The 25,334-nt window shown below is 69.0% G+C and carries 22 protein-coding genes; 21 read left to right on the forward strand and 1 reads right to left on the reverse strand.

The features are described 5' to 3' along the window. Positions 1-254: 254 nt before the first annotated feature. Positions 255-1,319: a phosphodiester glycosidase family protein gene (locus ADBZ6K_RS18255; protein ID WP_526349216.1), complete on the reverse strand. Its 1,065-nt coding sequence runs from the start codon at positions 1,317-1,319 to the stop codon at positions 255-257. Between the two features lie 358 nt (positions 1,320-1,677). On the opposite strand from ADBZ6K_RS18255, the gene ADBZ6K_RS18260 reads away from it, so the two are divergent. The 21 genes from ADBZ6K_RS18260 (at position 1,678) to ADBZ6K_RS18360 (ending at position 24,819) form a co-directional block, all read left to right on the forward strand. Beyond that, positions 1,678-1,881: a hypothetical protein gene (locus tag ADBZ6K_RS18260; protein ID WP_526349218.1), complete on the forward strand. Its 204-nt coding sequence runs from the start codon at positions 1,678-1,680 to the stop codon at positions 1,879-1,881. A gap of 58 nt (positions 1,882-1,939) precedes the next feature. Further along, entirely contained in the window at positions 1,940-2,701 is a 762-nt protein-coding gene (locus tag ADBZ6K_RS18265; protein ID WP_526349220.1) for an AfsR/SARP family transcriptional regulator, read from the forward strand. A 53-nt stretch (positions 2,702-2,754) separates the two neighbouring features. Beyond that, entirely contained in the window at positions 2,755-3,513 is a 759-nt protein-coding gene (locus ADBZ6K_RS18270; protein ID WP_526349222.1) for an AfsR/SARP family transcriptional regulator, read from the forward strand. A gap of 147 nt (positions 3,514-3,660) precedes the next feature. Next, positions 3,661-4,680, forward strand: coding sequence for a hypothetical protein (locus ADBZ6K_RS18275; protein ID WP_526349224.1), 1,020 nt, complete (start codon positions 3,661-3,663; stop codon positions 4,678-4,680). Further along, entirely contained in the window at positions 4,677-4,922 is a 246-nt protein-coding gene (locus ADBZ6K_RS18280) for a hypothetical protein (protein ID WP_526349226.1), read from the forward strand. The genes ADBZ6K_RS18275 and ADBZ6K_RS18280 overlap by 4 nt, the downstream gene beginning before the upstream one ends. A gap of 10 nt (positions 4,923-4,932) precedes the next feature. Beyond that, positions 4,933-7,041: a phage tail sheath family protein gene (locus ADBZ6K_RS18285; protein WP_526349228.1), complete on the forward strand. Its 2,109-nt coding sequence runs from the start codon at positions 4,933-4,935 to the stop codon at positions 7,039-7,041. Between the two features lie 29 nt (positions 7,042-7,070). Next, positions 7,071-7,544 (forward strand): phage tail protein, encoded by a 474-nt coding sequence (locus ADBZ6K_RS18290; RefSeq protein WP_526349230.1) that lies wholly within the window; start codon positions 7,071-7,073, stop codon positions 7,542-7,544. A gap of 33 nt (positions 7,545-7,577) precedes the next feature. Next, the gene (locus tag ADBZ6K_RS18295; protein ID WP_526349232.1) at positions 7,578-8,378 is read left to right on the forward strand and encodes a T4 family baseplate hub assembly chaperone; all 801 of its coding nucleotides are present in this window, start codon (positions 7,578-7,580) and stop codon (positions 8,376-8,378) included. Next, entirely contained in the window at positions 8,375-8,545 is a 171-nt protein-coding gene (locus tag ADBZ6K_RS18300) for a DUF6760 family protein (RefSeq protein WP_526349234.1), read from the forward strand. Before ADBZ6K_RS18295 ends, ADBZ6K_RS18300 begins: the two co-directional genes overlap by 4 nt. Positions 8,546-8,572: 27 nt before the next feature. Then, a complete protein-coding gene (locus tag ADBZ6K_RS18305; protein WP_526349236.1) occupies positions 8,573-10,279 on the forward strand; it encodes a hypothetical protein in 1,707 nt (568 codons plus the stop codon). Position 10,280: 1 nt separating this feature from the next. Next, complete coding sequence (locus ADBZ6K_RS18310) at positions 10,281-11,975, forward strand: hypothetical protein (RefSeq protein WP_526349238.1); 1,695 nt, start codon at positions 10,281-10,283, stop codon at positions 11,973-11,975. 3 nt (positions 11,976-11,978) lie between these two features. Further along, positions 11,979-13,850 carry a hypothetical protein gene (locus ADBZ6K_RS18315; protein ID WP_526349240.1) on the forward strand — a complete coding sequence of 624 codons (1,872 nt, stop codon included), beginning with the start codon at positions 11,979-11,981 and terminating at the stop codon, positions 13,848-13,850. Between the two features lie 8 nt (positions 13,851-13,858). Continuing rightward, positions 13,859-14,608: a hypothetical protein gene (locus ADBZ6K_RS18320; protein ID WP_526349242.1), complete on the forward strand. Its 750-nt coding sequence runs from the start codon at positions 13,859-13,861 to the stop codon at positions 14,606-14,608. A gap of 15 nt (positions 14,609-14,623) precedes the next feature. Continuing rightward, entirely contained in the window at positions 14,624-14,935 is a 312-nt protein-coding gene (locus ADBZ6K_RS18325) for a hypothetical protein (protein ID WP_526349244.1), read from the forward strand. Beyond that, positions 14,932-16,068, forward strand: a complete 1,137-nt coding sequence (locus ADBZ6K_RS18330; protein ID WP_526349246.1) for a contractile injection system protein, VgrG/Pvc8 family — start codon at positions 14,932-14,934, stop codon at positions 16,066-16,068. Before ADBZ6K_RS18325 ends, ADBZ6K_RS18330 begins: the two co-directional genes overlap by 4 nt. Before the next feature lie 9 nt (positions 16,069-16,077). Further along, complete coding sequence (locus ADBZ6K_RS18335) at positions 16,078-16,815, forward strand: phage baseplate assembly protein V (protein WP_526349248.1); 738 nt, start codon at positions 16,078-16,080, stop codon at positions 16,813-16,815. Continuing rightward, positions 16,812-17,171, forward strand: a complete 360-nt coding sequence (locus ADBZ6K_RS18340) for a hypothetical protein (RefSeq protein ID WP_526349250.1) — start codon at positions 16,812-16,814, stop codon at positions 17,169-17,171. The genes ADBZ6K_RS18335 and ADBZ6K_RS18340 overlap by 4 nt, the downstream gene beginning before the upstream one ends. A gap of 46 nt (positions 17,172-17,217) precedes the next feature. Next, a complete protein-coding gene (locus tag ADBZ6K_RS18345) occupies positions 17,218-17,589 on the forward strand; it encodes a GPW/gp25 family protein (protein WP_526349252.1) in 372 nt (123 codons plus the stop codon). A gap of 29 nt (positions 17,590-17,618) precedes the next feature. Next, complete coding sequence (locus ADBZ6K_RS18350) at positions 17,619-19,190, forward strand: baseplate J/gp47 family protein (protein ID WP_526349254.1); 1,572 nt, start codon at positions 17,619-17,621, stop codon at positions 19,188-19,190. After that, on the forward strand, positions 19,187-22,858 hold the full coding sequence (locus ADBZ6K_RS18355; protein ID WP_526349256.1) for a phage tail protein: 3,672 nt from the start codon (positions 19,187-19,189) through the stop codon (positions 22,856-22,858). The genes ADBZ6K_RS18350 and ADBZ6K_RS18355 overlap by 4 nt, the downstream gene beginning before the upstream one ends. An 11-nt stretch (positions 22,859-22,869) precedes the next feature. Continuing rightward, positions 22,870-24,819: a DUF6519 domain-containing protein gene (locus tag ADBZ6K_RS18360; RefSeq protein WP_526349258.1), complete on the forward strand. Its 1,950-nt coding sequence runs from the start codon at positions 22,870-22,872 to the stop codon at positions 24,817-24,819. Positions 24,820-25,334 lie beyond the last annotated feature (515 nt).

Genomic DNA, 25,334 nt, shown 5'->3' on the forward strand with positions numbered 1-25,334 from the left:
GAGGACAGCCGTGTCAGTGGTTGGCCGAGCTCTGCCGAGCTGTTGGAGCCACGAGAGCCACTAGAGCAACTGGAATTACTGGGAACATGGTCGGTCATCGTGGAACCCCCCCGCGGTCCAGAGATGAGAATGTGACCTCCTCAATTCTTCCGGCGCAGCCAGGGGACGATCTGAGTAGTGAGGTACTCCATTTCTGCCCCGCACCCGTTCATGGCTTGGTCAGGTCGGGCAGGGGCGCCGGACGTCAGGGACCGTCAGCCGAACGCGAGCCAGCTGGGAAGCGCGCGTTCCCGCGAATTGCACAACACCTGCCGCGTGTCGCAGTTGCCCCTGGGCGAGCCGGCACCGCTCCACATGCCGCCGGTGTCCCGGCGCAGCACGATGGCAGACGAACCGCCGCCGTCGAGCAGCACGGCGTGGCCGGCACCCAGCCCGCGGAACAGGTCCTGGATGTTGTCGGGGGTGTAGTTGCCGCCCTGGAAGACGTAGAGCTCATCGGCGGCGCCGTTGTAGCCGATGGCGGTGCGCGCCGCGCTGGGACCCGGATCGTTGAGCTGGCCGGTCTCGCCGGGGGCGAGCAGGCCGAGTCCCGCCACCGCCACGAACCGGGCGCCCTCGTCGACCAGCCGGGTCACCTCCGGTGACGCGGCGTCGTAGTCGGTGGTGGACTTCGGCATGATCACGTACGGAGCTCCGCCGACCGGAAGGATCATCGTCGCCAGCGCTGCCCAGCGGTCGTCGCCCCCGGAGAGGCCCTGTTTCCCCGCATAGGCGATGGTTCCGGTCACCGCGGTGTTGGCGCGCCCCTGCCCGCGGGTGTTGTCGACGTATGCGCCCAGCGGGGAGCTGCAGCCGGTGTCCCGCCACGACCCGCCCTGCTGTCCCCGGATATCGAAAAAGTTGGCGTTGACCGCGATCGTCGGCTGCCCCAGCACCTGCCAGGCCTGCAGCGGGGTGTACGTCTCCGACGCCTGCCACAGGCCCTCCCCGGTGCGCGCCCGCGGATCGCGTTCGCAGCGGGCCTGATAGCCGCGGTGGGAGTCGACCAGCAAGCGCGGACCGAGCCGGGTCGAAGCGTTCTTGATGGCCATCAGGTGACCGCCGTTGTTCAGCGTGTACTCGATGCCCGCCGCGTTGCGGAACGGCGCGGCAAACTGACCGCCGAAGTTGTAGACGAGGTAGGACCCCTTGGTGTTGGCGATCGCACCCAGCAACAACGATTTCGCGTCGCTGTCGGCGCCGGCGGCCGGCGCACCTGCCGTGGTCAGCCCAGCACACATGACGACGGCGGCGGCACCCGCCGCGATTCGCTGAAGCATCGTTGCCGGACCCGGCACGGTCTCCCTTTCATCGAGGTCACCCAGCTAAGAACAATAACCTCAGTGGTCCCAGTGTCAACTTCTGTAACAGCCTGATTGCGGTTGCGCACCGAGCCGGTCGCGCGGAGGAATCCGCGCACGTGGCAAATCGAGTAGTGCCTTACTCATGCGCACTGTGGCCGGCTCGAACGATGATTGCCACGGTGCCGGGCTCGCGTCCGGTTCTGGGCCTTCGGGCGAGCCCTACGACGCGGAAGTAGGCGCGGACGGATGTCGAAATCGGGTCGGTACTCGAGTGTGGGGTGCATGGCGCGTTGCGGTAACGCGACGGTGACGCGCACTGCGGGACGCTGCCGCAATGGACGCCGCGGCGTCGGGCGTGTGCCTGGTGAGGGTCGAGGAGCAGCCATCCGGCTTGCTCCTGACCGTCATCACCGATCATCACGACGATCCCGGTCCGTCGGTCAGGCGGCACTTCACCGACATCGACGAGGCGGTCAGGGCCGTCCGGGAGTTCCTCGCGCGATTCCCACAAGGGGGGCACCCTCCGCATGCGCGCTAGCGCCGTCCGCGCCTCCGGAGCCGCGTCGCCGGTCTGGCCGGGGCCGGCGGCTGGCGCGATGACCGCACAACTGGCGCACACCGACCGCGCCCAGTGCCTGCACCTGTTCACCGGCGCCTCGGATGAGGGTCCCTATCTCACCGTCGGCGGCGTGCGCAGCGACGTGCCGGAATGCGGAGTGCGCCTGATGGTGTGGCTGGCGTTGCGCCGCAGTCGGGTGGACCGGAACCTGACGGCAGGAACGCTGTGGCCGTGCGTGGACGACCGGCGCGCGGCGGGCAACCTGCGCACCGCGTTGTGGCGTCTGCGTGGTTGCGGTATCGAGTTGGTGGAATCCGACAAGACCAGCCTGGCGCTTCGTACCGACGTCGACGTGGACGTCCATATCGCCGCGGACTGGGCCCGGCGCGTCATCGGAGGTGAGCAGCGCGACAGCGACCTTCGGATCGTTCCCTGGTTCGCCGCCGCAACCGACCTGCTACCCGGCTGGGGGGACGACTGGGTGATCTTCGAACGCGAACGATTGCGCCACCGCACCCTGCACGCGTTCGAGCGGCTCAGTCAACTGCTCGGTGCTGCAGGACAATTCATGGAGTCAATCGCTGCCGCGCGTACCGTCGTGGCCGCCGACCCGATGCGTGAGAGCGCGCAGCGCGCCCTCGTCGAGGCCCATCTGTGCGCGGGTGACATCGCTGAATCACGCAGAGTGCTAAGGGATTACACCGTGCTGCACCGCAGGGTGTTCGGTGTCGATCCGTCACCGCTGCTCGGCCGCACCCTGTCGGCGTGGATCGCCGGGCGGACGGTGACGCGCGCGTGACGCGCCGGCGCCTAGCGTGTGTCTCTCCAGCCGCCTTACCGAGGGATGGGACTGTGGATACGCGTTCGCCAGGGGCGCACGCCGCCGATCGCGGCGCCTTCCTCCATCTGTTCGAGGGCCCGTATCTGACCTTCGACACCGTCCGCTTCGACCCGCCGGACGGCAGCAAGCGACTTCTGGCGCTGCTGGGCCTGCACGGCGGCCCCGTCGGGCGACATGATCTCGCACGACGGCTCTGGCCCGACGTCGACGGCCGGCGAGCGGAGGGCAACCTGCGGTCGGCGTTGTGGCGGCTGCACCGGACTGGCACGGACCTGGTCGACTGCGACGGACAGGCGCTGGCCTTGCGAACTGGACTGCCCGTCGACGTCCGGATCCTGGCCGCATGGGCGGACCGGATCCTCAGCGGCCGGACCCGCGGCGACGATCTCAGGTTGATGCCGGGCATCGAGCACGGCCTTTGCGTGCTACCCGGCTGGTATGACGACTGGGTTGTCCTCGAGCGGGAGCGCCTGCGCAGCAGCCTGCTTCAGGCACTGGAGCGGCTGGCGGGCGCGCTCTGCCGTGTCGGACGCTACGCCGAGGGAATCGAGGCCGCGCTGATCGCCGTCGCCGCCGACCCTCTGCGGGAGAGCGCACAGCAGGCCCTCATCGAGGCCCACCTCGACGAGGGCAACCTCATCGAGGCGCACCGGGCCAGGGACGTCTACCGCGACGTGCTGTACCGCGAACTCGGCGCACCCCTGTCACCCCTCATGCGTTCCCTCATCACGGGTTTCAACGCCAAGGTGGAACTGGCCCTGGTTCGCTGAGTCCGGTTCGTTGAGTCCGGTGCGTTGAGTCCGGTGCGCTGAATCCCGCGCGGGAGGCCGACCGTCGCCGGTGACGCCGCGGTGACAGCTCGGCGGCCATAGTCGCCGCATGGAGATGGACGGCGAGATCCTTTCCCCGGCAACACCATGAGCGTGCAGGTCGTCGACCCGATGGACGATGTGACCCGATGGACGACCGTGCGGCCCGACGGGACCAGTCCGTCGGGCCAGCTGACCGTCGTGAACGACAACGAAACCTACGGGACGGGCGGCGACAAGGTGAGCACCCAGCTCACCGCGGACGGCGACGCGACCGGGCATGCGTTGCGGCGAAGTCTGGCCGCCGTCGACCTGACGCAGTTCACCGAGTTGCGTCTGTCCATTCGGATGCCCCGTTCTCGGGCCGCCACTGGAGGGCGGTTCCTGCTCGAGCTGACGCTGGGCTCCGCCGCGGTGGCACTCGGCGACCCCGCCAACCGATGGCACCGGTTGATCTCCGTCGGCGCCGCAGCGCGGTGGGAAACACTGCACTTCAGCATCGACGACCTGCCTGCGAGCGTCGCCGGTGCTGTCACGGCTATCCAGTTCCGTTGCCTGCAACCGTCTTTCGTCGTCAACATCGACGACATCGTCGCCGCCCGGCCGCAACTGCTCATCGATTGCGATGACGCCGTCGTCGCGGCGCTGAACGGCATCAAGGTGGGCGACACCCCGGTGAGCGCGACGGTGCGAGCTCCCGAGCAGGCGCTGCCCGGTGCACCCGGATTGAACATCCGGCATGTCGACGCGCGGTACGCGCCGCACCGCCTGATCGACGCGCCCGCGCGGCGGGACTATACCGCCGACGGGTTCCGGCAGGTGACCGCAGGCACGCCGTACGACCTCGACTACGCCATCTCACCGGTGGCGGCAAGCCGCTCCGATCAGGCACTGCTGCTGGAGGCCGTGCTCAACCGGCTGCCTGCAAACGGCGAACTGGTCGTCGGGGGTGAGCCCGCGCCGATCCAGCTGGTGGCGCTCCCAGGCGCCGACCGTCTCGGCGGCTCCGCAGCCGAGGTGCCGGTTCTCACGTACCGGATCGGCGCGCGGACGCCGGCGCGGGTCGGCCCGCCCGTGCGTGAGGTGCAGGTGATCCGCGTATCGGCCGAAACGATGGTGATGTCATGAAACTCGCGAACACCACGACCACCCCGGTCGCGCTGCACCTCGATTCCGGTGTGGTGGTCCTCGGCGCGCTGGACGTCATCGAGTGCACCGAAGACGACGCGGCGCTGGGCCAGGTCGCCGCGCTGTGCCGGCGCGGCGTACTCGTCGTCCACCCGCAACCGCAACAGCCCGATGCGGCCGTGCGGCCATCCCAGTCGTCACCGAACCGCCGGCGCCGCAACCCCGCTCGCCGCACCACCTAAGGAGACACCCATGGCATTCGACATCGGCATCAATGTCGTCGAGGTCGACGGCGCCACGTCACCCTCGATCACCGGTGCTGCCACCTCGGTAGCGGGATTCAACATCCTCACCGAACGGGGGGTGCCGAACGATCCTGCGCGCGTGACCAATTTCCCCCAGTTCGTCGAGCGGTTCGGTGGCTACTTCACCGGCGGCAAGGGTGCATATCTGGTGCGTGGCTTCTTCGACAACGGCGGCCAGGTCGCCTTCATCAACCGGGTGGCGGACCCCGCGTCCACCTCCGCCAAACGGACCTTCAAGGACAGTGCAGGCGCGAATACCCTGACCGTGGAGGCGGGGTTCCGCGGCGCCGCGGACCCGGGCTCCTGGGGCCACGGCCTGTTCGTCCGGGTGGTCAACAGTTCGTCTGCGGGCAGCCCGCTGCGCGAGACGTCGCCGGCGACGGTGAGTGGCACCGCCACGCTGCCGGAGAAGATCGACATGTCCGCCGCCCCTGCGCTTTCCGTCGTGATCGACGGAGTCCCGAAAACGATCGGCTTCGACCCGGCAACGGATTTCCCGCCCAACCCCAAGGAGGCGAGCCGACAGCAGGTCGTGACCGCCATCAATGCGAAGACGCGATTGCTGCGCGCCGGGCTCGACGCCGACAACAAGCTGGTGCTGGTGTCGACGGGTGAACAGGCGATCCTGACCGGCGGCCCGACGAGCCTTCAGATCGACAAGGACAACGCGGCCCTGTCGCTGGTCAAGTCGGCCGACCCCGTGCTCGGCGAGGTGGCCGCGCTCACCGCGACGGGCACCTCGCTGGCGCAGGCGGGCAAATTCACGCCCGGCGACGCACTCGTGGTGAGCGACGGAACGGTCAGCAAACGCACCGTGCTGTCCGCCGTTGACACCACCACCGGCGCGGTGACGTGGAGTCCCGGGCTGACCAAACTCACCGACTTCACCGATCTACACGCGATCACGGTCTCCAACGAGGAGTTCGACCTGGTGATCGCGCGCGGTGTGGGCGACAACGACCACACCGTCGAAACCCACACGGGTCTCACGATGCAGCCGCGCCGTGCCAACAACGCGCTCACCCGGCTCAACCATCCATTGACCGGTTCGCGCTTCGTCCGCCTGACGGACCTTCTTTCGACGAACGCCGATCGCAGACCGGCTCCCACCGACGATCCACCGTGGCTGTCGCTGGACGACGACGGCTCCGACGGCGCCCCCACGGCCGGCCACTTCATCGGAGACGAGGCGTCCCGCAGCGGATTCCGCGCATTCGACGCCTACAACATCCAGCTGCTGTGCTGCGAGCGCGACGACTTCGAAGTGGCCAACGCCGCACTCGGATACTGCGCCAACCGCGGAGACGCGATGTTCGTCGGTGCCGCTCCCCAGGGCCTCGTCGATGCGAGCAACCTGTCGGCGGCGATCAGCTACGGCCAGAAATTGCAGGCGGCCAAGGCGTACGGGGCCCTTTACGGCCCGTGGATCATCGTGCCGGATCCGATCGGGGCCGGGGGCAGCCCGCGCATCGCGATCCCGCCCACGGGTCACGTGATGGGGGTGTACGCCCGGATCGAGACGACGCGGGGTATCTGGAAGGCACCTGCAGGCGATGAGGCGAACCTGCGCGGCGTCCTCGACGCGGAAGCCAAACTGTCCGACGCCGATCACACCGCGCTGGTGACCGAGGGCGCCATCAACGGTATCCGGGCCATGCCGCGGGCCGGTGTCGTCATCGATGCGTCGCGGACGCTGAGCAGCGATCCCCGGTGGCGCTACGTCAACGTGCGCCTGTTGTTCAACTACGTCAAGTCCAGCCTGCGCGACGGGCTGCGCTGGGCACGCCAGGAGCCCAACCGCGACGCGCTGTGGCGCTCGATCAGGGTGACCACCGTGACGCCGTTCCTGCTCGGGTTGTGGCGGCAGGGCGCGTTCGGAACCGGCTCGCCCGATCAGACCTTCACCGTCATCGTCGACGAGACCAACAACCCGCCCGATCAGGTCGAGCAGGGCATGCTCACCGTCGAGGTCTATTTCTACCCGTCGCGGCCGGCCGAGACGATCGTCATCAAGGTAGGCCAAAAATCCAGCGGCGCTTCGGTTTCCGAGGCGTGAGCACCAGCAGATCGCAGGAGTGAATCGATATGGCGACCCAGGAGTTCTACGAAGGTTACCGGGCCAGCGAGTTCGTGCTGGAAGTCGGCGGCATCCCCAGTCCCGGCGTCAGCAAGATCTCCGGCCTCAGTGAAGGTGAGTTGGACACGATCGAACAGGCCGACGGTGCCACCGGGCACGTGTACAAGATCTCCGGCGCGAAGGTCAAGTACGAGCCACTCACCATCGAGCGCCGTGTCGACGGCAGCGATCAGGACAAGCAGTTCCTCGACTGGTTCACCGAGACGTTCCGGCCCAAGGAGCGCACACCGTCGGGATCTGTCGTACGCCGCAGCGGGGTGATCACCAAGTTCCATTTCGGCAAGCCCGTGCTGATGTTCTCGTTCAAGGACGCGTGGGTGAAGTCCTCGAAATTCAGTGATCTCGAGGCGGGGTCGACCAATCTGCTCGTCCAGACGATCGTGCTCGAACACGAAGGGCTCGAACGTGAACCGATCGCCTAGCCCCGAACCCGCCCGAAGCGAAAGGATACCCCGATGACCATCCTGGAAGACGCGGCACCCGTCCCGCGGGCAGGCGCCCGCGAGGTCGAGGTGACCCTGCCGATCGGCTATGTCGACGGCGACGGGCATCAGCACAAGCGTGTGATGGTGCGCAAGATGACGGGCCGTGACGAGGCGCTGCTCGCCGACCCGGTGAATCAGCGCAACGGCGGCAGGTTGGTGACCGCCCTGCTGGACAGCTGCATCCGTCCGGTCGGCGACCTGCCTCCCCTCGGCCGCAGGGACATCGAAGGGATGTACTCGGTGGACCGCAACTACCTGCTGATCAAGCTGCGCAGCCTGACATTCGGTGCCGAACTGGCAGCGAGCTACACGTGTCCGGCCTGTGGCGAACGCTTTGAGACCGTGGAGAACCTCGACGAGCTGCCCACCACCATCCTGCCCGAAGGTGAACCACCGGAACATATTTCGGTGGAGTTGATGGACGGGTACCTGGACAAGGACGGTTCGGTGCACACGACGATGACACTGCGCCTGGCGCGTGGTGACGACGAGTCGGCCGCGGCCCCGCAGATGCGCAAGAACGCATCGCTGGGTAAGAACGCGCTGCTGGCGCGCTGCCTGTGCCGGTTGGGCGACCTTCCCGAGCACCGCACCGACGCGTTGGGTACCAAGATCTTCGCCGACCTGACTCTCGGGGACCGGCGCCTGATCGACCGGGCGTTCAACGACGCGGCGCCGGGGATCGATCTGGTGCGCGAACTCGATTGCCCGGCCTGCGGGCATGAGATCCGCGCCAGCCTGGACATGACCAATTTTTTAGCTCCGGAGTGAGCCTGGACCGGCTGCACCGCGAGGTCTTCTTCCTCGCCTACCACCTGCACTGGTCCCACACCGAGCTGATGGACATGGCCGTCGGCGAACGTCACCACTACGTCCGGCTGCTCGCCGAACAGATCGAGCAGGAGAACGCCCGAATCGAATCCGCACATGCCAGGTAGCGCCCGCCGCGAAAGGAGGTTCCGCCGGTGCCGATCGCCCTGCTGCTGCAGAAGCCCTTCATCACCCTGCCGACCCTGCTGGCGGGTGCGAAGGCCCTGATGCCGTGGATGGAGATCGTGCGGGCGGACATCGCGGTCATCGCCCGCGCCCGCGGGGCATTCCTGATCAGCTGGTTCGGTAGGACGGTGCCGCGCGACGGGCCGTTCGTGCTGGTCGCGATCGCCAACCGCACGCAGCTCGACGCCAGGCTGGCCGAGGTGCTCCGCTCGTCGACAGCGGGTGGGGCATCGGTGTCGACCCCGATCGCGGCACTGGCCGGGATGGTCGGCGGTATGTGGTTGAGCCCCATGGGCCAGGTCGTCGGCATCTGGCAGCTGATCCGATTCGGTGCCTTCAACATCACCACAATCCTGCTGACGGTGGCGGGCCTGGCGTTCTGGGCCGCCGTCGTCATCGCACCGGGTGCGACCATCGCCGTGACGGCCGGCGGCCTGGCCGCCGCCGGGCTGGCCGCAGGGGCGTTCGCATTCGCCGTGTTCCGCGAACAGGTCGACGCCGTCCTGGCGACGGCAGCGGCCGCCGCCCGCACCATGAACGCCGCGACCGCGTTGGTGCCGCAGCTCCTCGGGCCACGCGCACAGGTACGTAACCCCTTGCTACGCAGGCTCCTCGAGTTCGGCGACCGGGTCGGCGCGCTCGGCGCCCAGGTACTCGGCGCCGTTGCGTTCGTCATCGACGCGGTCGTACCGAGCTTGCTGCCCGCCGTGCGGACGGTGCTGGCGATCCGTAATGCGTTGGGCACCACCGGTGAGGTGCTCGGTGCGGCGGTCGAGACGTTCCAGACGGAGCGGCGTCGGCTCACGGACGGCGATCTCGCGATAGCCCCGCTGCTGGCCCGATTCGCATCGACCGCCACCGAGGTGATGTCGATCGCCGGCGACGCGATGCTCGCCGGTTTCGGCTTGGCCGCCGATACCATCCAGGGGGCCAAGGACAATCTCACCGCCGCGCTGCGGATGTACATGTACGACATCCAGGACTTCCTGCCGACACTGCTCACCGAGCATCCCGTGGGTAAGCGCATCCTGGCCCTGACCTCGAGCGGCGAGGAAGAGGCGCGCGACGCACGGAAATCGGGAAAGCCGGGATTCCTCGACATCCTCATCCCCAAAGTCGAGCTGCCGTCTCCCGGCAAAATCCTCGAGCAGGCCGCCGGCAAACCCATTCCACCGCTGGACTGGAAGGCGATCGAGAAGGCGGCGAACCGCCCACAGCCGACCACCATCGACCGGGTGCAGCTCGAGATCCGTGCCTACGTGGCGGTGGCCGGAATAGCGCAGCGGCCCAGCATCTTCGAGCCGCAACGCGCCGGCTACCCCGAAGCGCTGGCGCAGAACCGGGCCGAGCTCACCGAGCTGGCCTCCACGACCGCCACGCTGCTCGGCCAGTACCTCACCCCCGCCCTGTGGGGTCGTGTCGCCCCCCAGCTGGCGCCGGTCGTCGACGATTTCGTGGCCGTGGTCTACGGCAAGGATGCCCCCGGGGCGGAACCGAAGCGCAGATTGCCGGTGCTGCGCGCGGATCGGCCGGTGCCGGTGCACCCGCAGATCCGCACACTGCGGGTGCGCTGTCCCGAGGCCACGCCCACCGAGGCCGAGTCGTTGCGTGACAGACTCATTCGCCGAATGCAGCGCCAGACCTATGTGGTGGCGCCGGCCACCTGGGGCGGCTGAGATGCCCATCGACTTCGCCGCCATCGCGGCCCGATTCGCCGACCTGGCCGGTCAGGACCGGTATGCCAATATCGCGGGCCGGTCCATTCAGGTCGCGCTCGACCGGCGCCTGCAGGACGCCCGCGCCGCGGAATTGTCCACCCGCGACATGCCCACGCTGCGGTTCGAGGGGGCCGCGCTGGCCGTGCGGGTGGTCACCGCCGCAGCGGCGCAAGGCCTCCGGTTCGACGGTCCGGGTGCTCTGGAGACGGGGTGGCGGCGCTCGATGCACGCCGCCGCCGACCTGCCCGCCTTTCTGGAGGCGACCGACCGGCTGCTGGCCGCCGCGGATGTCTCGATCACCCGGTACGCAACGCCGACGCCCGACCTGTTCACACCCGCGGGGCGCACGGTATTCGACATCGCCGGTGTGGCAGCGGCGTTCTACGCGGCGATGCAGACGGCCAACGCGCCGGGCGGAACCTTCGACCAGCTGCGTGACGCGCTGATGATGCCGGTGGCGTCGCTGCGTGGCATCCCGCCTGTCGCAGCCGGTCCCAGTGGCCCGGGTACGGATACCGCCGCCCCCGCGGGGGCGGCGCCGGTGGGGTTCGGCGACGAACCCGACGCGATGGTGCTCGCGGCGGCGTTGCTGGCGGCGGCCGCGCCACGGTTCGTCTCACTGATACTGTCCGCCGTCGACATCCGTGTGCACCTGATGACGCTGGACGCGCTCGCCATGGTGGAGAAGGCGGTTCGGGTGCAGATCGCCGGCGTGTATCAGAAGGTGTTCGCGACGCTGCGCGGCCTCGCCTTCCGTCTCGAGCAGCTCGTGCGCGCGATCCAAGAGGTCGTGGGCGGTGTCGTGGCCGCCGCGATGTCGTTCTATGTCGGATTCGGCACCAAATTCGGCGCCGCCATAGGGGATTTCGTGTACCAGGTCGCGCACTTCCTGAAGGTTGTGGTGTTTCTGGCCGTCGTCGTCGTCGAGATCCTGGCGTTCCTGGGCTTCAACTGGTCGGAGCTCCCGGAGGCCCCGGCGCTGGGCGTTCGGTTCGAGTTCCCCGACATCGGCACCACGCTCGGCGGCGCCGAGGTGCGCGGCCGGGTCGGTGACATCGTGCGCACCGCCGACGAGGGGATGCGCACCGCGATCGCCGACGGCTTCGCCAGGGCCGCGGACGGTCTGCAGAAGGCCGCGGTGGACTTCTCCGGCATGGCGACGACCGCGATCAACGCCGAACCGCCCCTGGCCGCACCACACCTGGATGCCCATCTGATCGCGGGTGAACTCTTTCCCACCGAGCCCACCCGCGGCCGCCACGACGGGGTGGCACAGTCCTTCGAATCGTGGCTATCCCGCAGTGAAACCTGGATCGGCACACCGGAATCGCTGGTCGCGGGCGCCGGAATCGGCGTACTGATCGCGTTCATGCACGGCAGTGCGCGCGAGGTGGCGCGGCAGTGGCGGTCCCGCTACACCGAGGAGTCCCCGGCGGGCGGACCGCAGGCCGGCGTCCCGGCCCCCACCTCCCCGCACATCCTGCGCCGGCACGCCGCGCCCACCCGCGTCCAGCTGCCGCGGATGCTCGTCCGGGCCGGCGGGATGACGACCGACGACGACCTCGACACGATTGCGGCCGAGTTGGCCGACGCCGTCCGCGGTGCCTACCGGCAGGCGCAACGGCGGCTCGCATCCCAGCGGTGGGGCGGGTGACACATGGATGACGTCGTCACCCAGCTCGGTCTCCTCCTGACACAGACCCGCTTCGCCCGCCGCGCGCTCGAGGACATCGAACGGGCCACCGCCCGCTACGGATCGTTCGCGGTCACCGCGGCGGTCGGGGCTGCAGGCACCGGCCTGACGGCCCCGCCGCTACTCGACGGCGCGCTACGGGTGCACGTCGTCAACATCAACGACCTCGCGCCTGGCAGCAGTGACACCATCACGGGGTTGCTCGGGGGGATCGGTAGTTTCGTCGGCAACCTCTTCGGCGGCGCGGTGGGCGGCACGATCGGTTCGATCACGCTGGCCGAATCTCTCGGCACGATCAACACGCTCGTGGAACGGATCGAACGGATCATCACCAAGCTCGGGATCGGCCAGGGCGCGACGCAACCGGCGGAGGCCACGGCACAGGCGGCGGCTTCCGCGCACGCCGGGGCCTCTGGCGCGGGTGCGGCGGCAACGCCTGCGGCGGCGGGCGGCCAGATGGAGTTCGTCGCGATGCTGAAAAGCGTTCAGGGCAAGTTCGACACCGTCACCGCCCTGCTGCAGGCGGCCAACGGCACTCCGCCGGGGCCCGGTGCCGCGCCAACCGCGCTCGACGCCCCCGACGCCGGCAGGTACCGCGGCTGGCTGGACTCACTCACCGCCGCCCTCGAGACGGGGACGCGGCTGGTCGGCGGTCTGGTCGCGGCGATACCGACGGCGATCGCAGCGCTGTCGTGGCTGCTGGACCGACTACCCGACCTGCGCAACGCGATCACCGAGACCTTGCAGTTCATCGTCCGCAACGTCCTGGTGCTGCGCGGGGCGGTGCTCGTCCTGGCATTCGAGACCATCGCGATGGTCGCCAGGGTCGCGGCGATGGCCGTCCGGCTATTGGCCGCGGCTGTCAACGAGGCGCTGGCCGCGTTGTTCGCCGCGCTGGCCAAACTCCTCGACGCGGCACTGGAACTCGGGAAGGTGCTCGGCAATGCACTCAAGGACACCATCGACAAGCTGCTGACCTGGCTGGTGCCGACGGTCTACAACGTGTTGTGGAAGCTCGGCGAGCTGCGGCTCTTCTACGTGGTCGAACAGCTGATCAAAGGCATCTCCGCGATCGGAAAGGTGTTCGAGAAGGGCGGTGCGGGGCAGAAGGCAGCGGAGGCGACGGGGCAGTCGTCGCAGGAGCCGTTGAAGGTGCCGCCGCCGCCACCGCCACCGCCCGATCTGAACGCGATCATCACCAAGGCCGCCGCCGACGCCAAGGCGGCGACCGACAAGCTGACCGGTTCGTCGAAAGAGCTGGTCGACAAGCCCACCACCGCGCTGCGAAAGAGCCTGTCCGACTTCGGTAAATCGATGGACGAAGCGGCGATCAAGGAGGCACACCTCACCGACACCAACCTGGCAGACCGGCTCAAGACCATCGGCGACAAGTCGACGGAGGCGGCGCAGAAGCTACTGCCCGCAACGGCGGGCAAGGGACAGCAGAACGTGTGGGACAGGCTGCGCGCCCAGACCCCGTTCCATCCCATCGCGGCGGCCTACGGACAGTGGCTGGCCTCCGGGGGACTCACCCAACTCCTCGACTCGATGTCCACCTACTTCGCGACACCGGCCGCGCAGGCCACCCCCGCCACACCGGGAGGCGCGGAGCCGGCGGCCGTCGTCGAGATCGGCGAGGTGATCATCGATCTCACCCCGGCAGGTGCACCGGTGCCGGCGCGGGAGCCCGAGGGCAATGCCTCAGGGCCAGCTGAATTCCCGATCCTGGGTGGCCACGACGCGGAGCGTCTCGACCGCCGGGACCGACTCGACGCGGTGCGCGGGATCCGCGGTCAGCGTCGTCCGCACGTACCGATCTTCGACTTCACACCCTAGGAGCCCGGATGTCCCGCAAAGGCTATATCGCCAACCTGCTCGTGGCGCCGCCGTTGATCTTCAAGTTTCAGTTCCACCCTGAAATGCTCTCGGAGAAAAAGAGCTTCGACTACAACAACGATCAGGACGACGGCAGCTGGAAGTTCGACAAGACCAAGGAGGGGATCGGCAAGGTCAAGAGCGCCCCCGGCCTCGGCGCCGCCGCCCTCAAGACCCCCACCGTCGCGTTCGGATTCCTCGGTGACGTACCGCATTTCGGCCCCAAGCTGGTGGCGACCCGGTCGTTGAAGCCTGCCACGGGGCGGCCACGCAGCTTCGCCCTCGAGTTCGCCCTGGACGCGCGCGAGAAGCCCGGTGAAGCGGGATCACCGGTGGGCCGCATCGAGCCCGATCTCGCCGTGCTGCGGTCGTTCATGAACCCCGGCTTCGACCTGGTACGCGACATCCCTGCGCTCGCGGGTGGCGCGGAGATCTGGAAGGCGCCGCCGACCTGCAATCTCAGGCTTGGCGACATCGACCTGACCTGCGTGATGAACGACCTCAACATCAAGATCACGAAGTTCAAGCCCGACCTCACCCCCGAACGTGCCGAGGTCAGCATCACGCTGTCCGAGGACACCCGATCCTGGTCGACGGTGCTCGACGTCATCACGCGCAACGTCGAGGCGCTCAGGTATCTGTTCGGCGGCAAGCTCACCGGTGAGGACGTCGCGCAACAACTGCCCGGGTACGGGCTCGCCCAAGACGTCTTCGACTAGGAATCAGGAAGAGACATGGCGGTTTCCATCAACTCGCGCTATCGGCAGCTCAGCGCCTACCCCGCCACCGCGGCCGACGGCACGGTGCGCGCGACGCTTCCGATCCGGCGCACCCCGCAAGTCGGGGCGACCTATCGTCACCGGGTCACGGGGGTCGAGGACGTCGAGTATCTGGCATGGCGGTACCTGCGCAACAGCCAGGCGTGGTGGGCGCTGGCCGACGCGAACCCGGTGGCGTTTCCGCTCGACGTCGGCCCCGGCGACATCCTGGACATGCCGGTGGGTGAGCGGCCCGACGGCACCGACCGAACCCGGCTGTTCCGATGACGACCACTGCCACGGTTCTGGTCAGCGCCGACGGCGCCGACTGGCGCGACGTGACCGCCCCGGTGTACCAGGTCAACGTCGAGGACGATGACCGGCTCACCGACAAGGCGGTGGTGCGCCTGGACGACAGCACCGGAATGCTCGCCGACGCATCCTTCGAGGGACTGGAGATGCGGATCGCCCTGGGCGACAACGACATGCGCACATACATCTTCGAGGGCGTGGTGATCGGCGCCACCGTGCTGGCCACCCCGACCGGCCAGAAGATCGAGGTGACCGCGCTGGACTTCACCTACCGCATGAGCATGCGCGATTACGATCCGGCGGAATGGAAACCGGGGGAGACCCTGCGCTCGGTGCTGACCCGGATCGTGGGCAGGCCCGAGTACGACATCACCGCATTCCAGATCGAACCCGCCGCGGACACCGTGCTGGACAAGCGCAGGCCGCCCCGCCCGGCGAACGTCAACGAGTGGGAGTTCGTGCTCGACCAGGCGCAGCGTCAGGGCTGCCTGGCGTTCTGTGAGTTCGACGGCGCCGACGCGTCCAACTTCTATTTCGTCCCGCTGGCGAAAGTCGTGGCCGCCGAACCGGTCGGCGAACTGCACTACGGCCGCGGCGGGGGCAACCTGACCGAGTTCTGCTATGAGCGCAGCACGTCGACCGCCGTCCCCCTTCGGGCCGTGACGACCATCGACCCCGTCACCGGTGGTCCCCGCAGCTCTCCCCCGCCCCCGCCCGCGGCGCCCCCACCGCTGGGTGCGCCCACCCTCGGCCGCGTTCCCGACCTCGACGAGGGCAGGCGTGCAGCGATTCTGGCGCTGTCGGAACTTGCCGCCGCGTCGGCCGCGAAGCTGTCACGTCCCGTCGAGCGGGTCAGTGGCGAAGCGGCAAGGACTGCAGAGGAACTCGCCAGCAGCAACCCAGCCGACCCGACCACGGCGTTGGGTTTCCACGGGCGTGGGGTCGCTTCGGGAACGGTGGGGTTGCGCGCGAAATCTCGCGTGCACATCACCGGGGTGTCGGGTTGGGCCGAGGGTGACTGGTATGTACGCCGGGTCAACCACATCTACGAACGGGCCGGGACCGGCGGCGGCGCTGTGTACTCCACCGAGTTCATGGCCACCAGGTAAGGAGCGGGGATGCTGGCCGAGGAGCACAGCCGCCACGTCGGGCGGTATTACGGCAAGTTCCGCGCGACCGTACTCGACAATGCCGACGCGGAGCACCGGGGCCTGCTGAAGGTCGAGGTGCCCGACGTCTTCGGGTCGGGGGTGGCGGTGATGGCAGAGGCATGTCTGCCCTACGGGCAGTACTTCGCGCCGCCGCAGGGTGCCACCGTATGGGTCGAATTCGAAGCCGGCGATGCGGGGCGCCCGCTGTGGGTCGGGGTCGCGGTCACCGGATCCGAACCGACCAAGGTCGAACCGGCCAAGGTGCTGTTCACCCACACCGGCAACGCGATGGTCTCGATCGACGACAACGGCAGCGTGCTGCTGTCGAGTTCGTCGGGCTCGTTCCTGCACATGGACGCGGTCGACAACTCGGCCACGATCGCCGAGGGCCACAGCAACTTCATCGCGATGGGTGAGAGCGGGGTCAGCATCAGGAACAAGGACGGCGCGGTCGTCAACGTCACCAAGGACACCGTGCACATCCGGGCCGCCAAAGTGGTTATCGAGGCGACGACGGTCGCGCTCGGGGCCGGCGCGACGGACACCGCGGTGCTCGGCACCGGGATGGAAGCGCTGTGGACACTGCTCGCCACGCACACCCACCCCACGGCGGCGCTTGGACCGCCATCTCCGTCTCCGCAATTCCTCGCCGTCCCCAAGCTCATTCCCGGTGTGCACCTGAGCAGTTCGGTGGTCATCAAATGAGCAGATGCGCCTTCCCGCCGTTGCCGTCCATCACGGTGCCGTTGCCGTCGGTGCCTGGGTTGCCGAAGATTCCGGACATTCCGGAGTTGCCGTCGCTGCGGTTGCCCGATGTGCCCGGCGTCAAACTGCCCGCGTTGCCGTCGATCGCGGTGCCGTTGCCGTCGGTGCCCGGGTTGCCGAAGATTCCGGACATTCCGGAGTTGCCGTCGCTGCGGTTGCCCGATGTGCCCGGCGTCAAACTGCCCGCGCTTCCCTCGATCACGTTGCCGCTGCCCGCGATTCCCGGGTTGCCTGCGATACCCGACCTGCCGCAACTACCAGAACTGCCGGCGCTGCCGGCATGTCCGCTCGATTGACGGGAGACACGACGATGACCGACGAGCGCTTGCGCGAGGAGCCGACGTGACCGATCCGCGAGGACCCTCCATTCCTTTTCGCATCGATCCGCGGACCGGGTCGGCGGTGTGGAGCGAAGGCGCCGACAAGATCCGTGAGGATGTCATGATGCTGCTGGGTACGCGGCAGGGCGAGCGGCCCATGATGCGCGAATATGGCTGCAACGTAGCCGGACTCGTACACGAGCCCGATGACGATATCACTGCCGACCTGCTGCGCCGGCAGGCCCACGAGGCGCTGCTGCGCTGGGAGCCGCGCATCGTCGTGGCCAGCGCGCAGATCGACCGCACCGACGACCGGCTTCAGCTGGTGCTGCAGTACGTCCACACCGACGCACCGGTCACCGGCCAGATGATCGTCGCCCTCAACGAGCACTAGCCCTCACCGCACACTAGGAGCCGAACCCGATGAGCGTGCCCGCGATCGACTACACCGACAAGGACTTCGCGTCCCTGCGGGCGGCGATGCTGCGGCTTGCGACCCAGCGCCTGCCCGAATGGACGGATCGCTCACCGTCGGACCTCGTCATGGTCCTGATCGACCTGTTCGCCTACTGCGGCGATATCGTCGCGTACTACCAGGACCGCATCGCCAGCGAGATGTTTCCGGAAACGGCGACCGAGCGAGCCGGCCTCGTCGACCTGCTACGGCTCGTCGGCTATGAGTTCACCCCCGCGGCGCCGGCCCGTGCCGACCTGCGACTGACATTCGACCCCGCCAAGGCGGCGGCACAGAACGGCCTGGTCACCATCGCGCAGGGCAGCCGGTTCCGCGCAGAGGTGCCGGTGCACGGCCCGATCGAATTCATCTACCGCGGTGCGGATCTGACGATCAATCTGGCATCCGATCAGGTTCTGTCCGACCCGGATCCGGATAGGGCACTGGTCTACTACGAGCCGTTGCCGGTGGAACAAGGGGTGCAGGCGGCACCGATTCCGACCCTCGGCTCGGGCACCGGCGAGCCGAACCAGACCTTCGCGCTGCCGGAGAAACAGGTCGATCTGGATTCGGTGGGAATCGAAGTCGACGAGGGAGCGGGATGGGTACGTTGGTATCGGGCAGCGGCCGGGCTGCCGTCACCCGATCCGCTCGCCCGCGAATTCCGGCTCACCGTCGACTCCTCCGACACGCCCCGCATCGTGTTCACCAACCGGCCACCACCGGTCGGCACCGACAATATCCGCGCCGGCTACCGGGTGTGCGTCGGCGCCCGCGGCAACGTCGCCGCAGGCCAGATCAGCGAAGCCATCACGCCGATCCCCGGCCTGGTCGCGCTGACCAACCCCGTCGCCGCCGCGGGTGGCAGCGACGCGGAAGCACCCGACAGTGCGATTCGCAACGCGCCGAAGATGTTTCGCTCGATGCAGCGAGCCGTCACGGCAGAGGATTACGCGGCGCTGACACGCGCCACGGGTTCGGTGGCGAAGGTCCGCGTGTGTGCGACGTCGTGGAATCGGGTGCATCTCTACGTCGCCCCGGCGGGCGATCGCCTCACCCCGCTGTCGGAGTCGCTGCGTAACCACCTGTTGGCCTACTTCGAGGACAAGCGCCCGCTGTGCACCTCCGTCGATGTCGTCGGCGCACGCCCGGCGCCGATCGACATCGGCTGCGCGATAGCGGTCGACGAGCGATTCGCGCCCGCCACGGTCCTCGGCAACGTCCGTGCGGCGATCGCGGGCCTGCTGGCGTTCGACACCGTCGACTTCGCTCAGACGCTTTACCTCAGTGAGGTCTATGCCACCGTCGAGTCGGTGTCCGGTGTCATCGGCGCCACGGTGCACCGGTTCCGCAGAGCCGACCGCGCCGAACCCGACATCGACGCGCAGCTCGCCCGGTCCGGCCTGCCGCCGCTGGCGCGGATGCCCGACTTCATCCGCTCGGCGATCTCGGCAGACCTGCAGGCCGACGGCCGAATCGACGTGGGGCAGTTCGAGATCCCCGTGCTCGGTGCGCTCGACGTGCGAATCCAGGCGCGATGAGCGTCACCGAACTGACCGCGACGGCCGACCTGTGCGGACCGCGAATCCTGTTGCGCTGGGTAATCTTCCCGGACCAGGACGGCGCCGATCCGAGGATCACCGTCCTGCGCAAGCAGCGGGACTTCGACTTCCCCGCGGTCACGACCCCCTATGTGATCTATGACAGCGGCTCGTTTCCGCCCGTGGCCGAGCCCGGCCACCTCGAAGTGCGCCGCTTGGCCGGCGCCATCGGCGTTGACGGTGACCTGCAGTTCGCCGAGGAGGTGTGCAGCGTCGCGCGGATCGTGAACGGCCGTGCCATCGAAGAGCTGCGGCGCACGGTGCGCACCGTCCGGCGCCGCGATCACGCCCTGGTCCGCCGGGAGGTCGAACTGCTCGACGCGGGCACCGGGCAGGTCCCACTGATCCCCTCCTGCACCTACTATTACCGGCTCGACAGCGGACCGGATGTGAACGGATCGTTGCGTGCCAGTGCGAGCCCGACCGCCGCCTACCGCTATCACCATGTCCTGTACGACGCGTTGCCTGCGGTCTACCGCAGTCGTGACACGACGAGCCGTCCCGCGGATGCCGGCACCGGCATGATGCCGGAAGCCAACGCGTCCGGCGGCCAGTTACGCCGGCTCATCGATGTATTCGGGGCAACGGTGGGTGCCCTGCGCAGCTCGGCGGACGGCCTGCGCGGTCTGCGCGACACCGACCTGACGGACGCTCGCTATCTGCCGCTGCTCGCGCGCTGGATCGGCTGGAATCTCACCAGCGAGGACATCGCCAGGCGCCGTAACGAGATCGCCGCGGCGCCGGCGCGCTACCGCAACGTCGGCACCGCAGCCGGGCTGCATGAGATCGTCGATCACTACACGGGGTGGTCGGTCCGGATCGGCGAAGCGGCGCAAAGCATCTCCCGCTCCAACGATGCGCCGCGACGTAATGTGTTCGCCGCCGTCGAGAGCGCGGACGGCGGCTGGGCCGCTCCCGACGATGCGGGCGCGGTCCTGGGGCTGTCCGGCTCGGGTGTGGAGCTGACCGGGACGGCGAGCGAACCGTTCCGCCTTTTCGACGGCATGTCGATGTCGCTTGCGGTGGACGGGGCCGCGCCGACGGTCGTACGGTTCGCCGCGGGCGATTTCACCGATCCGTCGGCCGCGACGGCCGCGGAGGTGGCCGCGGCGATTGCCGGTCAGCTGCGCGGCGTCGGTGCGTCGGCGGTGGCCGGACAGGTCCGGTTGCGTTCCGAACGAGACGACGACGCCGCCCGCGTCGCGGTGGTGGCGGCGACGGCCACGCTGGTGGCGCTGGAGGGTGCACCCCGGGGACGTCTGTCCGTGGCCTGCGGCGACGCGGATGCCGGGTGGCTGGCGTATGCCACGACCGCCGGTCCGGGCGCTGCACCCGCACTGCGGATCAAACCGCGCCGGTTCGGAAGGTTCTACGACGCGCAGCCCATCGGCGGCGAGCCCGGAGCTCAGGCCGACCCGGCCGTCGCCGTTGTCGCGGAAGACATCTGGTGTGCATGGGTGAGCGACCCGTCGACGCAGCGTTCGCGGCTGAATTACCGTGTCGGAACGGCGTCGTCGCCCACGCCGGCACGACTGACCGGCGACGCGCCGGGGCCGTTCGCCCTGACTCCCGACACCGTGCTGGTCATCGACGGGCCGCGCACCAGCCACACCTTCACGGTGCGTGCGGCCGACTACGACGATCCCGGCTCCGCCACGGTCGACGAGGCGGTGGCGGCGCTCAACGACCAACTCGGATCCGATATCGCCGCCGGATCCACCTCCGACGGGAGGCTGGTGCTCAGCACGGCCGACGCGGGCCCGGCTGCCACCGCGGCGGTTTCGCTCGCCGGGTCGACGGCGGCCCGCCGGCTGGGGTTCGGCGCGCGCGGGCTGACAGCCCGCGGTGGATGGGATGCCGCGCTGGATTGGGGTCCACCCCTCGATGTCGGCCAGATCGGACCTGGGCGCCACGCCGAATGCACCGCGGTTGCGGAGGCCGGGGGTGCGGTGCGGATGTGCTGGAGCACCCATGACGGGAGCGCGTGGCGCCTGGTCACCGCGCGGTGGGTCCGGCAGATCCTGGCCGCAACCGCATCGGGCCTGAAAATCCTCTCCGACGAAGGCATTGCCAGCGTCGGCGCGCCAGACGGGTTGCCCGCCGACGATGTCCGCCACGCCGTCGCCGACGCCGACGGCACGGTCTGGGTCGCCACGGCGGCGGGTGCGGCGTCGCGCGCGCCGGGCGGGACGGTCACGACGTTCACCACGGCCTCGACGGCGGGCGGTCTGCCCGCCGACGACGTCCGTGGTGTCGCCGTCGGCCCGGACGGCACCGTCTGGTGCGCCACGGCAGCGGGCCTGGGCACACGCAGTGTCGATGGCCGATGGCGGTCGGTCGGCACCTCAGACGGTCTGCCCGGCAACGATATCCGCGCGGTCCTGGCCCTGCTCGACGGCTCGGTTTGGGTGGCCACGGCAAGCGGCGTCGCGGTGTTGCGGGCCGGCGGCTGGCACACGTTCGCCGTGCCTGCGGCCGAAGCGCGGCGGCTGGCGGTCGCTGCGGACGGCTCGGTGTGGGCGGCGACCAGTGGTGGCGTCGCCAGGATCGGCGATGACGGTCGCGTCGTCGTCAAGGAGGTGGCGGGGTTACCGGCGGCCGCGTCCGATGTGCGTGACGTGGCCTGTGAGGGCGCCACGGTGTGGTTGGCGACAGCCGCGGGTCCCGTGGAACTCGGCGCGGACGGCGGCACGCGCCTGCACACCGACGACAGCATCGCCGTCAGTGACTGCCGTGCCGTCACTTCCGCGGGTGGACGCATCTACGTCGGTACCGCCTCGGGTGCCGTCGTCCGCGACATCGACGGGCGCTGGAGTGAACTGCCGTCAGGCGGTCCGGTCGTCGCGCTGTCGGGGTGGTGGTCCGCGCCGATGTTCGTGCCTGGTCCCGGCGGGGGTGAACGCGAGCCGCACCTGGCCCGCGACGGCGACGCTGTGCTGCTGGCCGCAAGTAGGCGGGTGCGTCAGCCCGGGGGTGATCTCTGGCAGCTGACGCTACGGCGGCGTGAACCCGGGTCCGACTCGTGGAGCGACGCGGAGGCGCTCACCGGCGCTGCGGCCGTCGACCGCGAACCGGCGGTGGTCGCCGACCCGAACGGCCAGTCCTGGGTGTACTTCCGGTCCAATCGTGGCGGCGGCGCCAGGATCTGGCGGATGAGCCTGACCGCGCAGGACCCGGCGCCCGAACCGGTCACCACCGGGTCGAGCACAGACACCGACCCCGTCGTCTTCGCCGGTCCGCAGACACTGCTCCTGTTCCGCAGCGACCGCAGCGTCGCCCATTCAGCCATTCCCGGTGCCACGGGAGAGGCTGGCGTGCAATTGATCTCGCAGCATCGCTACGCAGGCAGCACGACAGCGGTACCGGCGGACTCGGCGCGCAACGCGGGCCGGGACACCTTCGACGACCTGCTGGACTACACACCGCAGCGCCCGCGCGGTGACACGCCGGCTCCGGACGAACGGCACACACCTGCCGCGATCACCGTCTTCTTCGGCCGGGGCCGTGCCGATCGGCCGCTTCAGCCCGGCGACGCGGACCGTCTGCGCCGGCTGCTATCCCCGTTCCTGCCCGCCAACGTGCGGGCCGTCCCGATCGCCGATGTCTGAAAGGTGAAGCCATGGCACTGATCTCGGCAAGCACGTTCGACCCGCTCGCGCGGTATGTCAATGTGCGGATGCAGCAAGGCGTGCCGATCGTCGACGCCGATATCAACGAGCTCGACGACATCCGCCAGTTCGAGCTGCGCGCCTTCCTCAAGTGGTTCGTGGGCGACGGTGTGCCCGACGGCAACGACGGGTTCCGCATCGAGGGAACCGGGGCGGCAAACGATTTCACGATCAAGGCGGGGGATCAGGCCGGCACGGCGGACGCCGGACCGGACGAGCGGGGACTGCGCCACGTCGGCCGCATCATCGCCGACGGACTCGACGTGATCATCGACGCCGACATCGCCTTCACGAAACAGCCTCTGCACGAGTCCAACCCGGGCGCGCAACAGCTCGCCGACCGGCTTGGGGTCGGCGTCGTCACCGCCGTGCCGCGGGGCAACTCGCCGGTCGCGGTGTACCTGGACGTCTGGGAGACGGTGGTGACCGCCGACGACCAGCCCGCGCTGCTGCACGCCGGCGTCGGTGTGGAGACCTGCGCCAGGATCCGCCGCGACTGGGTGGTGCGGGTCCGCCAGGGCGACGGGGCCCCGCAGCCCGGCGACGATGGGTACATCCCCCGGCATTCCTACACCCTGCTCGCGGTGATCACCCGCCGCGCCAACGATCCGCAGGTCCGCGATGCCGACGTGGCCGACCACCGGCACCGGCGGTTGCGGCTGCCGCCCGCCACCCTGGTCGAGGATGTGATGGGCACCAGCGCCGACGACTACCGGGCCGGATCGCACCGCCCGCCGATCAGCCTGCGGGAGGCGGTGAATGCGCTGCTGCGCGGTGAACTGCCGATGACCCCCGACGCGAGGGTCACCGCCGCGCAGGAAGCCAACGCCACCGACGCGATGTCGCGGGCGTTCCTGCTGGACAGCCAGCGCGGTCTGGTCGCGGTGTTTTCCAAGGTGCTGACCAACACCGAGCAGATCTATGTCACGCGGATGGGCCTGGACTCGACTTCGGCGGGGTTCGCGACGCCGATACCGCTGACCTCCGGTGTCAGCCACACCCGTCCGTCGGTCGCCGAGTTGCCCGACGGCTCGCTGTTCATCGTGTATCAGTCGGAGAACGCGGCCAACGCGGACATCCAGAGCGTCCGCGCCACCTTCGCCCAGCTGGCCGCTGGAGGCCCGCCGGCACCGTCGCCGGTGGCTGCCACACCCGCCCCGGTCGGCGAGGACAGCCCGTTCGTGGTGGCCACCGGCCAGGTGGTCACGGTGTTCTTCCACAAGTCGATCCCGGGCGACCCGAACACTCCTGCCGTCGAACGCTGGTTCTACCGCCGCTGGAGCCTGGCCAGCGGCTGGGTGGACACCGACGCCAAACAACTCGCCGACATCGATACCAAACGCCGCGACTTCCATGCCGCGGCCGACAGCACCGGCAAGATCTGGGCGGTGGTCAACGCCACCGGCGCCAGCGGGGGCTTCTACGTGGTGAACCTCGACCCGGCCGGGGGCGCCGACCCCACCCGGACCAAGATCGGGGACGCGCCGACCGGCGGCACGGCACCGCCTTTCGTGCTCTGTCCCCGCAGCGGTGGGGCCTGGGTCTTCTGGCAGGCCGACGGCATCTTCGTCAACCGGATCGACGGTGCGCCATCGCAGGTGAACACGGTGAAGATCGACGGGACCGACCTCAACGACCGCGAGCCGTGCGCGATCGAAGACGGTGAGGGGGCGCTCTGGCTGATCTGGAGCCGCGGCGAGATCGGGAATCGCGACCTGCTCGCCCGCAGGCGTGACAACCTGGGGCAGTGGGGCATACCGCATCGGGTGGTCACGTCGGACAGGGACGACACGGTGCCGTTCGCGGTCGCCGGGTCGGACACGACGGTGTGGTTGTTCTGGGGTAGCGACCGGGACGGCACGTTCAGGATCTACTACAAACGTCTGGTCACCGCGATCTGAAGGAGAAGGTCATGGCTGCCATCAGCCCCGCGGGCCTCGGCTCCACCGACTACACGGTGTCCGCGTCACGCGGGCTTGTCGTCGATCTTCGGCTCGACGTCGGGAGCAGCCCGCCGTTCCCAGCGTTGCAGCTGCGCTTCCCGGTGGCGGCGAATGGTGTCACGGTCTCCCTCGAACGCGGTGCCCGATCGCTGGCGCTGCCCACCACGAACGGCAGCGCCCTCAACGACACCACCACCGTCACCACTCGCCGGGTGAGTGCCCAGACCTCGAAAGCCGGCGACCAGATCGTCGTCGACTGTGAGATCAGGGCGACCGCCTCCGCCGCGGAGAATGAGGTGTGGTCCGTTCGGGCCCACGCGCCCGAGCCCCAGACCTGGCGCTTCAGCCAGAACGACGACAATCCCGCCGACCCCGTCATCACCAGGGTGATGTGCGACCCGCTATCCGAATTCGCCATCAGTGCGGCGACTTTGGCCAACGGGACGGTACGGGAGAAGGATGCCGTGACGCTC

Source organism: Mycobacterium sp. (assembly GCF_044223235.1).
In the GTDB taxonomy this organism is placed as follows: domain Bacteria; phylum Actinomycetota; class Actinomycetes; order Mycobacteriales; family Mycobacteriaceae; genus Mycobacterium.